The 13,253-nt window shown below is 39.3% G+C and carries 14 protein-coding genes; 4 read left to right on the plus strand and 10 right to left on the minus strand.

Annotated features, from left to right (window positions below; genetic code table 11):
* Positions 1–87: 87 nt before the first annotated feature.
* The 6 genes from MKY06_RS19850 to MKY06_RS19875 all read right to left on the minus strand — a co-directional run bounded on the left by MKY06_RS19850 (position 88) and on the right by MKY06_RS19875 (position 5,797).
* A complete protein-coding gene (locus MKY06_RS19850) occupies positions 88–1,560 on the minus strand; it encodes a glycosyltransferase family 2 protein (RefSeq protein ID WP_223268979.1) in 1,473 nt (490 codons plus the stop codon).
* Positions 1,553–2,776, minus strand: coding sequence for a nucleotide sugar dehydrogenase (locus MKY06_RS19855; protein ID WP_029323773.1), 1,224 nt, complete (start codon positions 2,774–2,776; stop codon positions 1,553–1,555). Before MKY06_RS19855 ends, MKY06_RS19850 begins: the two co-directional genes overlap by 8 nt.
* Positions 2,769–4,295 (minus strand): glycosyltransferase family 2 protein, encoded by a 1,527-nt coding sequence (locus tag MKY06_RS19860; protein ID WP_029323774.1) that lies wholly within the window; start codon positions 4,293–4,295, stop codon positions 2,769–2,771. Before MKY06_RS19860 ends, MKY06_RS19855 begins: the two co-directional genes overlap by 8 nt.
* Positions 4,296–4,297: 2 nt before the next feature.
* Positions 4,298–4,498 carry a hypothetical protein gene (locus tag MKY06_RS19865; protein WP_029323776.1) on the minus strand — a complete coding sequence of 67 codons (201 nt, stop codon included), beginning with the start codon at positions 4,496–4,498 and terminating at the stop codon, positions 4,298–4,300.
* Positions 4,499–4,516: 18 nt separating this feature from the next.
* A complete protein-coding gene (locus tag MKY06_RS19870; protein ID WP_029323778.1) occupies positions 4,517–4,864 on the minus strand; it encodes a DUF2642 domain-containing protein in 348 nt (115 codons plus the stop codon).
* 258 nt (positions 4,865–5,122) lie between these two features.
* Entirely contained in the window at positions 5,123–5,797 is a 675-nt protein-coding gene (locus tag MKY06_RS19875) for a C40 family peptidase (RefSeq protein WP_013058576.1), read from the minus strand.
* 185 nt (positions 5,798–5,982) lie between these two features.
* On the opposite strand from MKY06_RS19875, the gene MKY06_RS19880 reads away from it, so the two are divergent.
* A complete protein-coding gene (locus tag MKY06_RS19880; protein ID WP_055990598.1) occupies positions 5,983–7,272 on the plus strand; it encodes a globin-coupled sensor protein in 1,290 nt (429 codons plus the stop codon).
* Between the two features lie 40 nt (positions 7,273–7,312).
* Here the strand turns inward: MKY06_RS19880 and MKY06_RS19885 are convergent, their stop codons facing one another.
* The 3 genes from MKY06_RS19885 to MKY06_RS19895 all read right to left on the minus strand — a co-directional run bounded on the left by MKY06_RS19885 (position 7,313) and on the right by MKY06_RS19895 (position 9,401).
* Positions 7,313–7,843: an HTH-type transcriptional regulator Hpr gene (locus tag MKY06_RS19885; RefSeq protein ID WP_013058578.1), complete on the minus strand. Its 531-nt coding sequence runs from the start codon at positions 7,841–7,843 to the stop codon at positions 7,313–7,315.
* Between the two features lie 197 nt (positions 7,844–8,040).
* A complete protein-coding gene (locus tag MKY06_RS19890) occupies positions 8,041–8,904 on the minus strand; it encodes an RsiV family protein (RefSeq protein ID WP_064472039.1) in 864 nt (287 codons plus the stop codon).
* Positions 8,901–9,401 carry an RNA polymerase sigma factor gene (locus tag MKY06_RS19895; RefSeq protein WP_013058580.1) on the minus strand — a complete coding sequence of 167 codons (501 nt, stop codon included), beginning with the start codon at positions 9,399–9,401 and terminating at the stop codon, positions 8,901–8,903. Before MKY06_RS19895 ends, MKY06_RS19890 begins: the two co-directional genes overlap by 4 nt.
* A gap of 158 nt (positions 9,402–9,559) precedes the next feature.
* Between MKY06_RS19895 and MKY06_RS19900 the strand changes: the two genes are divergently transcribed.
* Positions 9,560–10,969: a polysaccharide deacetylase family protein gene (locus MKY06_RS19900; protein WP_098526541.1), complete on the plus strand. Its 1,410-nt coding sequence runs from the start codon at positions 9,560–9,562 to the stop codon at positions 10,967–10,969.
* On the opposite strand, the gene MKY06_RS19905 is transcribed toward MKY06_RS19900, so the two are convergent.
* Entirely contained in the window at positions 10,925–11,299 is a 375-nt protein-coding gene (locus MKY06_RS19905) for a GerAB/ArcD/ProY family transporter (RefSeq protein ID WP_078082106.1), read from the minus strand. The two genes, MKY06_RS19900 and MKY06_RS19905, sit on opposite strands and share 45 nt — an antisense overlap.
* Before the next feature lie 337 nt (positions 11,300–11,636).
* On the opposite strand from MKY06_RS19905, the gene MKY06_RS19910 reads away from it, so the two are divergent.
* Complete coding sequence (locus MKY06_RS19910) at positions 11,637–11,870, plus strand: hypothetical protein (protein ID WP_013058583.1); 234 nt, start codon at positions 11,637–11,639, stop codon at positions 11,868–11,870.
* 167 nt (positions 11,871–12,037) lie between these two features.
* Positions 12,038–13,210, plus strand: a complete 1,173-nt coding sequence (locus tag MKY06_RS19915) for a hypothetical protein (protein ID WP_223268977.1) — start codon at positions 12,038–12,040, stop codon at positions 13,208–13,210.
* The last annotated feature ends 43 nt before the right edge of the window (positions 13,211–13,253 follow it).

Genomic DNA, 13,253 nt, shown 5'->3' on the forward strand with positions numbered 1-13,253 from the left:
AGGGGTTAGAACAGAAAAACAAGATATCAGCAAATTTCTTTATCTCATTTTAAACGTTTCTTTTGGAAGTAAGGCAATACTCCCTGCTCAGTCGCGCTGAAGATACGATAGAAATGCAAAAATATGATCCTGAATAATGAGTTCTGCCGTAGGAGAATGGCTCTTTAATGATAGGTGTTCAGAATATCGAAATCGGTTAAATTTATTTACATCAACATGGTGAACGGCCTGCACATGAAAACCTTCTATGATGGCTTTTATTTGGGCAAAAGGCGGTACAGCAAGAGATTCGGGCTTAATTTTCTCCAGACACTCTCTGCTTATGGCATGAGGAACAGCCGTCATGGAGCTCATTAATAAATCTTTTCTTCCTATTGTCTCGTTCAATACGTACTTCCACCCCTGCACCACATGCGTGAGCTTTTCTTCATCTTCACATACGTTTAAAGCTACATCAACGCCGCTCGCTACCGCTGAAGCAAACGGATACAACTCTTGAGCTGAAAGAACAAAATCCCCGTCTATAAAGAGAAGTATATCTCCCATTGCTGCAAGGGCCCCCGCAGCTCTTCCGCAATCATGCCCTAACCGCTCATCGTAGACGAGGGTTTTGACACCCTGTTCTTTGGCATACGCCTCCGACTGATCAGTGGAACCGTTAATCACGACAATGATTTCTAACGGCTCAAGTTTTCTTGCTTCTGCAATCACTTGTTTGATTGTTTGTTCTTCGTTGCAAACCGGAACAATAACAGACAGCTGTTTGCCTCCATAAAAAGATGATAGTTTCCCCCAGCCGTGCTCAACAACTGGAATGGGCTGCGCAAGCATATCCACTCTCCTTTTACGATTTGACGCAAGCGTATAGTATGTTTGAAGAAGCTGCTGGTAGGATTGAATTCGTTCTCTGCTGCGCAGCGGGCGATCGAAAGGACGAAAGCTTCCCTTTCCCTGGGTTTCAATCGTAATGTGCGAGCTTACACGATACTGCGTTAACAATGTCACAAATAAAGAAAGAGGCGGCATCTCCCAGTAGTTCTTCAATACACTTAACAGCACCCCGTAAGGCGCTTTTAAATAAGCGTTGGCACGATGAGGCTTTCCAAGCGCATGATGCAAGACCGCACTCCACGTCATTTCGCTGCGGTTAAAAGCATTTATCTTTGTTTTTTCCCACTTGTTTAGCACCACATCGCTATGTCCAAATAACAACGGCTGCACAAAACGTTCAATCTCAGAAGCAGAAAGAATAATATCTCCGTCTACAAATAAGACGGCATCTCCTTTGGCGGCTTTGGCTCCTTCCATTCTTGCTTCATGGGGAGAAAGGCGTTTTTCCACTACTTTTACCATGCACCCTTCTTCTTTTGCTATTTTTACTGAAGCATCGGTACAGCCATTTGCGATTACAATAATCTCAAGCACATTCACTTTCTTAATTTGTTTAAGCACGGTCTTTAGCGTGTCTTCTTCATTGTAAACAGGCAGCACGACAGAAAGAGTTTTCATTAATATCACCCCTAAAAAAGAACCACTGAATAACTCAGCGGCTTCATTCATTTAAAATACCTCTTGTATCTACAACTTTTTTTGCATTTTTTACGATTGACCAATCCACCTGACTATGGTCAGTTAATACCAGTACAACGTCGCTTTTTTCGATTTCCTCTTTTGTAAGCGGGACAGAAAAGTACGTTTGCTTATTAAACACGGCAGAGTCAATATACGGGTCATGATACGTTAATTCATACCCTTTTTCTAAAAGACCTTCACACACGGTCAGCGCCGGCGATTCACGTATGTCATTTACGTCTTTTTTATACGCAACGCCTACCACGAACACGCGCTTTTCATTTGCGTCAAGCTGCTTTTCAACTCGCCTAATCACTTTATTTGGCATTTCTTCATTAATATGATGAGCCGCTTCAATAAGTTCGCTCGTTAGCCCATTTTGCTTTAGTTTCCATAAGAAATAAAGCGGATCAACAGGTATGCAGTGCCCCCCTATTCCGGGACCTGGATAATAAGGAGTAAACCCAAACGGCTTGGTAGATGCCGCTTGTAAGACCTCATAAAAATCTATCCCTAATTCCCCACACAGTTCGTTTGTTTCATTCACCAACGAAATATTGACCAGGCGCTGAATGTTTTCAAACAGCTTGCACATTTCCGCTACTTTCGGAGAAGAAACAGGTACAACCTGCTGGAAAATGCTTTCGTAAAATATCTGTATATGATGAAGGCATTCTTTGCTGTAGCCGCTAATCACTTTTGGAATATACTCAATGTCGTACGACTTGTTTGCTGGATCGACTCGCTCTGGAGAATATGCTAAATAAAAATCAACTCCTGCTTGCAAATCAGACTCCTTTAAAATAGGTAAAACGACTTCTTCAAGCGTGCCTGGATAGGTAGAGCTTTCATAAATAATTGTTTGTCCTTTTACCATATGTTCCTTCAAAAACGTAGATGCGCTAATAACGGGTCCTAAGTCCGGATTATGATTCTCTGTAATAGGTGTTGGCACGGTCACCACTACATAATCGCATGCTTGAAATGCGGAAATACCTTTTTTTAATTCATATGCTTGAAAGTTTTTCTCACTTTGAATCACATCATTACGTACATCTGGAATATAGCTTTTCCCTTGTTTTAGCGCTTCAATTTTCCGAACGTCAATATCAAGTCCAATCACGGTGTAGTTTTTTTTAGCAAACAAAAGAGCAAGCGGGAGTCCCACATACCCTAGACCAATAACGGCAACTTTTTTATTCATTGTTTAACACCTCAAACAAAAGATCATGTCTTCGTATGTCCGGAAGAAATTCGCCTCTTTCACTAGTTTGGCTAATATAGTACGCCATGGCCTCTACATAATCTCCTAGAATTCTCTGAGTGGATGCTGCTAGACCTTTGACTTTCATATGCTCTTTTCGAATCCGGTTCGTTCGCGCCACATCCACAAAATGAACAGGCTGAACCATAAAGCCGTACATGATACTTTTTAATTGAAATAAAGGTGGAATAATAAGAGATTCGTAGCCTACTTTCTCCATTACATCCCGTTTAATTGCATGCGGAATCGCCGTCGTTGTATTAATGGTTAAATCCGGACGTTTGCAAACAATATTAAGAAAATATTTCGCCGCACTTACAGAGTGGATGGGATGCACTTCGTCAAGCAGACACTCTAAATTATTAAGCGCTACATCAACTCCTTGGTCAGCCGCTTCTAAATATGGACGTAAATGTTCCGCGGAAATAACAATATCTCCATCTACGAACAAGCAAACTTCACCGCTGCTGTACATCGCACCAATTGCTCGAGGTACATTGTGTCCAAGGCGCTGCTTGTAATGAAGAACAGTAGCTCCGGCTTCGATCGCTCGTTTGACCGTTACTTCATCGGCTCCGTTGGCAACCACGATGATCTCTTCCACTCCGGCTTTTTTTACTTCTTTAATCACGTTTGCAATCGTCTCTTTTTCTTCACCTGCCGGAATAACAGCACTGTACTTAACTCCTGTTTTCCGTTTTACATTCGGTGTATAAGCGGAAACAACTTCTCGGTTTCGATCACCATCTGTGAGCCCGCCTCTTATTCCTTTTTCTTCGATAAGATGAGCTAACGCTTTAATATGATCTCCAATAATATAGTTAGTGGAAATAGGGAAAGGAGAATTGGTAGGAATGGTTTTGTGGGTGGTTCTAATCTTATTGGTATAAATAACGTCTGAAGAACACGGTGCAACGATTGACATTCCTTTTAAAAGAGCAATCGTATGAGCAAGAGGCGGGTGAGCTAAGTTCTCGTATCCAATTTTAGCTGCTGATGTTTTCTTGATAGCATGGGGAATAGCTGTTAATGCTTGAATGGATAAATCTTCACGCTGCAAGCATAAGTTCAGCATGTATTTCGCAACGGAAACCGGATGCGGACGCACCTTCCGCTTCATAATCCATGAAAGGTTGTTCAACGCTATATCATGACCGGTTTCTATAGCCTTCGTATATTTCATCAGCTCCTCATGAGGAACCGCTATATCTCCGTCCAAAAAAAGCAAAATATCTCCTTTTGCTTTTTTAGCCCCAATGGCTCTTCCAATATTAATACCAAGAGCTTCCTCATAATAAATGACGCGGCAGCCTGCATCCTCGGCAATTTCCTTTGTTGTATCACTGGATCCATTTACGACGACAATAATCTCAAACGGCTTCATTTTTTGAACTTCTTTAATGACAGGTAACAAAGAATCAGCTTCGTTACAGGCTGGAATAATCACTGATACTTTCAAACTCACTCAACTCCGCTGAAAATTCGAACATACGTAATGGATACTAGTGGAATGGTTACATCCGCGGGCTCGCCATATGAGCTTGATGTACGTACAACAGCCGCTGCGTCCGTAACAGCAAGCAGTGTTCCATTAATAACGTCAATAGCTGTGATGATTTGCACAAATGAACCTACATTTTCTCGTAATGCATCTTGAAACATATTTTTTCCTCCTTTCGTTTAAGCGCTTTGAATAGTCACAATGCTTGTAAATGGCAGCAATACCGTTGACGTTGGAGACTCTACTAATTCCAAATAATCATCTCCTACAAATGTCACAACACCTTCTAGTGGACCAGCGGTTGTTTCAATCACAACTTCCTGTCCGATATACTGCTCGGCAATTTCTTTAAAAGGTGATTCTTGAGATTCTTTAATAATACTGATCACATATTCTCTAAACGTGTCAGAATAAACAACGTCTTCTACTGCTTTTTTTGTGTTTTCCTGAATAAATTCAGCAAATCGATTTGAAAACAAAAGGTGTTTTATCTTTTCTACATAGCGACGGTAACAACAAAAAAACATAAATTTTGTTCCTCCTTTTTATACTGTTATCCCTTCAAATTACCTACAACAATTGACGTAACCTGAGAGATTACTTTATCAATATATACAAGCTGTATCATAAAGGTGACAGAACTTTTGTCATATTTCCATACAAATACACACTTGACTAGTCCATTTTGTATAGGGTAATCCCCTACCTACCTCCTACCTACTGAAACCAATACAAAAAAGACAAAGCCCTTAGGCTTTGCCTTTTTGTATCTATTAAATGATAAATCAGTTAGCTGCAATACGCTTTGCTCCTATATAGCGATCTTTCCAATAGCTTGAATTTTTATCGCTAATCGTAACGCCTTTAGAAGACGATGCGTTAATAAATTTTCCGTCTCCAAGATAAATGCCTGCATGAGAAGGGCCTTCTTTGTACGTTTCAAAGAACACAAGATCTCCTACCTGCGGTTCACTTACATTTTCACCTGCTTTATAGATATCTTCAACCGTTCTGGGAATATCAACGCCTACACTTTCTTTATATACATACTGAAGATATCCGCTGCAGTCAAATCCTGAAGGTGTAGTGCCGCCCCATTTGTACGGCGTGCCCATTAAAGATTTTGCTTTGCTGATTACTTTATCCGTATTCACTTCTGATTCGCCTTCTACAACGCCGCCTTTACCTAATGCATTGTATGTATTCTCTCCAACAACTCCATCTGCTTCTAGGTTATGTTTCTCTTGAAAAGCCATAACCGCTTTTTTTGTTTCATAATTAAAATAACGCGATACTTCGCCTTTTAAAAATCCTTTATCTTTTAACACCGTTTTAACTTGTTCAACATCATCATTTGTCATCCCTTGTTTTAAAACCGTGTCGCCAAACGCAGCGTGTCCCATTGCCGGACTTGCAAATAAAGCTCCTCCTACAAGAAGCGCCGATAGCATTTTTTTCATTTCGTTTCCTCCCCGAATCATGTTTTAAGCACCGTACAACCATACCATCTGCGGATAACAATTCAATTAATAGAAGATAACAATTTGATAACAATCTTCTTAAACAGCCTCAACTCTTGGATGTAAAACGCCGAAATATAAGAAGAAGAGAAAAACAACTATTCTAGCAAATAAAGGTGATAAACATGAATTGGTTTAAACGAAACAAAGCGCATGCCGAAGCCGCGGCTGTCGAATCCATCACTGTAAAGCTTCATGTATCGGACCCGATGATAAAAAAGCAGATTAACATGATTTCCTTAACAGCAGAGGATCTCGAAAGGATTGCCAGATTTCAAGTTCACGCGCTGAACGCCATCGAAGAGATCGTGAATGATTTTTACAAAGCTATTGGAGAACAGGCCCATTTGGTTGAGATTATCGAAAAGCATAGCAGCGTCCATGCATTAAAACAAACGTTAAAACAGCATATCTTAGAAATGTTTGATGGACAAATAGATGATGCTTTCGTGGTAAAACGTCAAAAAATTTCCAAGATGCACGTTAAAATTGGACTTGAGCCAAACTGGTATTTGTGCGCATTTCAAAATTTATTTACGTCGCTTCTTTCAGTATGTGAACGTACGATGGAATCAAAAGAAGAATGTCTGGCTTTTATTGCAAGTATGACAAAGCTTATTAGTCTAGAGCAGCAAATTGTGTTAAAAGCCTATGAGCTTGAATATGACGAGCAGCGCGCTGGACTTCAGACTCAAAAAGAGAAGATTCAGCTAGAAATCTCTCGTACATCATCTATCCTTTCTTCGTTATCTGAAGAAACGAAGACGTTTATGAATCAAATGCACAGTCAATCCTCTGACGTCGTTTCTTATGCAAACAAAAGCTCTGAACTAGCAGAAGTCATTGAGAAGGAATCCGTTACGAGTCAAGCAAAATTAAAAGAAGAACAAAACATGCTTGGAAGCATACAAAAAAATACGTCGCTCATTCAAAACAAAATGAAAACGCTCGAACATACATCACAGCAAATTCATCAAATTGTTTCGATTGTTACTTCTATTGCTGAGCAAACAAATTTATTAGCATTAAACGCTTCGATTGAGTCTGCTCGAGCAGGCGAGCATGGAAAAGGGTTTGCAGTGGTGGCACAGGAAGTACGGAAGCTTGCAGAAGAAACGAAGAAATCTATTTCCAATATTTCAACTTTTATCGGAGACATTCAAAAACAAATCGAAAGCGTCTCGGCGTTAGGTGGAGAAGTCGCTACATTAACAAAAGATACGGCTGACAATATGAACAACATTACTTCTTTTTTCACAAACGTTCTTAGCATAACAACCGAGAACAAACAGCAAACCGTTCTAACAAAAAAAGAGCTTGAAAAAATAGCCGGCGTAATGAAGCAGCTGTCTCTCCGAATTGAGAAGATGGCCCATTCCTCAGAAGAACTTGAACGGTTAACTGAAAAAAGTTGATATGCAAAAAAGCCTTCTCAGCTTGCACAAGAAGGCTTTTTTATTTTTTCAAGCTAGCGGGCTCTTGAGAAGAACGTTCGATAAACTGGACAAAATCCTCTCCGTATATGCTTCGAATCAGAGCCGTCAGCTCAACAAAGTCAGGCAGCTCTCCGTAAACATCTCGTAGCGGCATCGCTCCTTGAAACAAAGGATTTTCAAGAGGATTATAATCCTCGAGCGTTTTTAAAAACATCTTTTTTCCTTCTTCTGTGAGCTGTACGTATGTATTCCGCTTATCTTTCTCATTTTTAGAAAGGGTAAGATAGCCCCGCAGGTGCAATTTTTTTGCAAAGTTAAAAGCTGTGGATAAATGCATGACGCCTAGTTTTGAAATGTCGGTCATCGACGCAATTTCCAGCTGATATGCAATCCCCAAAATGTGATGCTCATTAATGCTCAAATCGTACGGCTTAACCCACTGCTCCCAATCCTTTTCAGTAGACTTCCAAAGAGCTTTGCTTACCTGCATCACAAGCTGATTAAACAGCATAGCATCTTTAATCGTATCTTGATTTAACGTGCGTTTCACCTCTTCACTTCCTCTCTAGAAATGCAACCGTTCACATCATTTTCCCCTAAGACTTTATAAACAAAAAGAATGAAAATATATACAAAATATTATACATGATTGCTTATATATTTCAACTTATTTTGCATAAAAATAAATTTTAACGTTTCTTTATGTAAAAAAACAGGCGTGAACGTTCAGCGTTCATGCCTGTTTTTTTAATGAATATACCGTTTACCAACCAGAAGGTTTGAAATAACGTCTGTCGGAATTTCAAACTCAATGTTTCCCATATATCCTGGGGCGACTTTATATTTATCAAATACAATTCTAAGCTTGTGATCTTTTGTAATATAGAAGCTTTGATTCTCAGCAATCTCTTTAAAAGGATCCATATCTTCTTCAGTCAGCCAGTAGATTTTGCCCTCTTCATGCTTCATTTGATCTTTCATTTGCTGTTTAATATTTTCACTAATGACCTTTATATAGCTTTTATCTTTGAACAAACTTGGAAGCGTAACGAGCACTTCGTGTTTTTTATCAATCGTGTCGTACTGATTGACGCTCGACGTTGAAGCTCTCGATTCTTCCACATATCGATGAACCACAAGCAAATCATCGGTATCCGTCATAATATCATAGCCGCTGCTGACAGCCACGTTTCCTTTCTCTCCTTTTTGTAATGTTTTCATCTCTTTTTTAAACTGTTCATACAGCTGCTCATTTTCTTTTATATACTTTTCATTCAAGCTTGTTTGAAGACCTTTGTTTTCCAAGCCTGAAATCGATGGTGTTTTCACGTCAATACGAGAATGCTTTTCTTCTTGCTTTAGTTCATCAAATGTGATCGCTTCTACTATTTTTCCAAGCACAGGAATTTTTGCCATTGCATTTGCCGTATCTGGACTCACATTCACCGTTGTGATAAAAATCACCGCTGCTGCCGCAATCGCGCTCGGCCAAATATAGGATTTCTTTTTACGGGAATGTGAAGAAAGTGCCTGTGCAACAACATCATCTAATTCGTCTGGAATAGGAATGTCATGATACTGCTTCTTTAACTTTTCTATTTTTTCGTTCATTGTTCTAAGTCCTCCTCCGTCATCGTAATCCGCAACAGGTTCAACCCTCTGTATAGCCTTGTCTTTACCGTGTTTACATTTTCCTCAATGATTTCCGCAATTTCGTCCATTTTTAAATCTTCGAAAAACCTCAGAATAATAATGGTTTTATATTTAACCGGCAGCTGATCCATTGCTTGCTTTAAATCGATATCTTTATACTGATCTTCACGTCCGCTGCTCAAGTACTCAAGCGCTTCATCATCCATAAGCGTTAGACGTTTATGCTTACGCAGGAAATCGATTGCTGTTCGTACAACAATTTTATAAAGCCAGCTTTTAATCGATTGAATATCCTTGATACTGTCCATTGAAATGAGTGCTTTTTTAATCGATTCTTGCACAATATCAAGCGCATCTTCTTGATTTTTTACATAGCTAAAAGCAAGCCGGTAAAAATCCGCTTTATGCTCGGTTACGCACGCTACGAGCACCTGATGTGCATCATGTTTTTTCATCGTCTTTCATACCCTTCTATTTTCTCTTGCTGAAGTACATCTATAAGGTAGACGGAATGAGTAGAAAAATAGTTTGGTTTTTTTTAAAAAAAGTAAAACTAAATAATGGTCTCATGCGTCTATTAGGTAGATATATACAAAAAGGGGAATATTACTACATGAAAACCATGGGCTACAAACGTATTTTGACACTGCTTGGATGCTGTATTTTGTTTCTTGGTACAGCAGGGTATATCGTCAAAGCAAACAGTACAGAGAAAAAAACGGCAAGTATTCAAACAGATCAAACCTATCCAAACGTTGAAATTCAAACGCTAGTTAAGGACCTTACCGACGGAGGCTATGCCATTAGCTACCCTTCCTTTGGTAAAAAAGAAATCGATCAATCCATTCAAGCTTACGTAACAGATCAAGTGGCACACTATGAAAAAAAGCTGAAGAAGCAGTCAAAAAAGAAAAAATCTGAATTAACGATTACATATAAAATCGTCCATTACAGCAAGCAAACGCTAAGCGTTGTCTTTGATGAATATGAATCTGTAAATGGAGAGAAAGGAACGTCTTCTCTCAAAACCTTTACCTTTGACCTGCCTGCTCAAAAACAAATGACGTTAAAGAATTTATTTAAAGAAAATGCAAACTATTTAGATCGCCTTTCGGCTATTTCATATGCTGAATTAAAAAAACAAATGAAAACAGCTGATTTTGACCCGGACCTTCAAAAAGGAACTCAGGCAGCTAATCAAAATTTCAGTCAGTTTGCGCTGCTTGAAAACAGTATTGTGATCTATTTTAAGCCTTATCAGCTAGGTGCTGAACAAACGAAAACCAAAACAATCGCTATCCAAAAAGATTTATTTAAAGACATGCTGATCGATGCTTACAAAGACGAAGCAGCAAATAAAAATAAAGTCAAAGAAACGCCTCCAAAACATATCGTTAACGAAATGCCGCAGCAAGGAGCGCCTATTGATCCAACTAAAAAAGTCGTTGCGATGACCTTTGATGATGGACCTAACCCTTCATCTACCAATGTGATTTTAGATGGATTAAAAGAAGTGAACGGGCACGCTACCTTTTTTGTGTTAGGAAGCCGCGTTCAATATTATCCTGAAACAATCGAACGTATGGTCAAGGAAGGAAACGAAGTGGGAAATCACTCTTGGGATCATCCTCAGCTCACACGTTTGAACGAAGCGCAGGTCAAACACCAAATAGGCGATACCCAAGCGCTCATTAAACAAGTGAGCGGCTATGAACCACTGCATGTACGCCCTCCTTATGGAGCCGTCAACGCAAATGTAAGACGTTATATCGGAAATGTTGGCGTGACTCTATGGGATATCGATCCCGAAGACTGGAAATATAGAAACGTTCCTCACTCCGTTCAAGCAGTTATGAGCCAAGTCGGAGACGGAAAAGTTATTTTAATGCATGATATTTACCAAACAAGTGCCGAAGCAGCGGTTGAAATTATGAAGCAGCTTCATGCACAAGGGTATCAGCTTGTTACGATTTCACAGCTAGAACAAGTAAAAAAAGAGCGAGAGCAGCTGCATTTGCAGTAGCGGATAGCGGACGAACGCGCTGCAGCCATTAGGATGGCTGCAGCGCGTTTGTTTTTTTATGCGATGTTTAATAAATGCTATACAGAGCAGCGTAAACGGAATCACTACGTGAAAAGGGATAAAAAGCAACACCGGCATAATCGTTAGCCCTTCTTTTAAATGCTCTTGAACATTACTTGCAATTGTCCAAGAAAAAAATAAAATCACCGTGCCCACAGGATATGTCAGCGCAGAAGGTCGTTTCACCTTAAACAGTGTGGAAAGTCCAACAATCACAGCGTAAAAAAAGACGCTGATTTTAACAAATCCTACGATTACTAATGCAATCATAAAAAACACGTCTAGCCGTTCTAGCTATTACTTCAAGTCCTTTGTGCACCGTATAAATAATTAACAGCAGCAGCATCACATTCATTACAAATAAAGGACTGTCGCTTGTTCCTCTGATGACAAAGCTTCCGTTTCCTTTTTATTGTCTTTGCTTTTTTTATTTTTAAATAAAGAAGGCACGATTAAAAACACCTTTCTTTTCTTTTTTTTAGCTTTTTCCAAATAAATGCTTTGTATGCAATTTTTAATAGAGCAATCAAAGCGTAAGACAAAAAAAATAACAAAAACTATCGGTAGAATGTTTTTAAGAAAAAAACAAAAACGGAGAGTGAGACGTATGAAAATCGTTTGGATATCAGCTTTGCTGTTAGGATGCTTAATGGGATTTTCTATTGGAGTGGATATGATGCAAGGATTTAGTTTTTCCATGGCCTTGCAAAATGCCTACAGTCCGTTTCGTGTTATGGAGTTCGCTGAACTATTTGTCCTTTTTTTCCTTTTGTTCTGTTTTGTAGCTGAAGTGTTTTATCGTTCATTTAAAGTAAAAAAAGCAAAACAGCGACAAAAATAAAACTCCGTAAAAAACACATATTTCTCCTTTTTACCACCTATTCTCCTTCTCATTTAAATGTTATAATTTTCATAATTGGAAAAACTTTTACACGCCTTTCTACATAGAAAGCTGTACGCTTAAACTACAAAATAAACATTGACTTTGAACTAAAAGGTGAAGAAATGATGAAAAAAAAATTAGCCGTTATTAGTACAGCTTGCTTACTTATTCTTGCAAGTGATCCCATCCCTTCTAATGCTACTCCTGATTCCCCGGATTCCTCTTCCGACGTTTTGGACCAGTCAACAGACGTGGATACAGCTGAAGATGTAAAAGCTATTTTTGACTCTCTCTATCAAGAAGGCTATTCGCTTGGAGAAGAAGATGGATACGCAGAGAAAAAATTTGAACAGTTTGATCAAACAACAGGACTGGACAAATCTTCTGAAGAATTCACGTGGTTTATGATGGGGTATACGGTAGGATATAAAAAAGGACAGCAGCAAAAAGAGGAAGAACTTAAGACTGAACAAGAAAATGAAATGGCTGCCGGCGAAGAGGAAGGCTATCAGCAAGGCGTCCTTGATTACAAACATGCTACTATTCAATCAAAAATCGACCCTTTCCCTTCTAAGTCATCCGACTGGAATAAAGGGTATGTTCAAGGCTACAAAAAAGCTATTTCTTTAATGGACTTATCTGTTAAAGCAAAAAAAGAAGGCTATGACCAAGGTCTTGAAAATGATTCAATGAGTGTTCCGAGCATGTATGATGATGAGGATGTCACACGTCAGGCTTTTACAGAAGGCTTTGAAACCGCTCAAGCCGAAGTGCTGAAGCAGCAAAAAAAGCAGTTTGAAAAGCAGGGCTACGTACAAGGCTATCACGACCTTTCATTAGAAGTACCTGCAGAAGCAGAAGGCGAATTGCAAACAGCCTTTGAGCAAGGATATGAAAAAGGACAGAAACAAAAGCAAAAAGACGTAAAAGCAGACGGGTACGACTCAGCTTTCACTTATCAGACCTATAGAGCGCCTAAAAATCTTCAGGACAAGCCCGAACTAGAAAAATGGTACAAAGCAGGCTTTTATTCGAATAAAGACGTGAAACCTTTGCAGCAAAAAGCTTATAAAGACGGCTGGAAGCTTGGAAAAGAAATGAGCGTTCCAAAAAAATACCAGCAAAATAAAGCTGCCGTGGCGATGTATAAAAAATATTTTGAACAAGGCCAAAAAAAGCAGGATAAAACAGTGAGTCATATCCTGCTCGGCAGCGGTATTGTTCTTACACTTGTTGTCCTTATCACGCTATGGAGACTTCGCCGCCGTAAAAATGAAGAGACAACACTGGATAGCTAAAAACGAGTACATAAAAAACCCGGAAAATCGTGATTTTCCGGGT

Origin of the sequence: Priestia sp. FSL P4-0332, from assembly GCF_038005845.1 — a bacterium.
GTDB lineage: Bacteria > Bacillota > Bacilli > Bacillales > Bacillaceae_H > Priestia.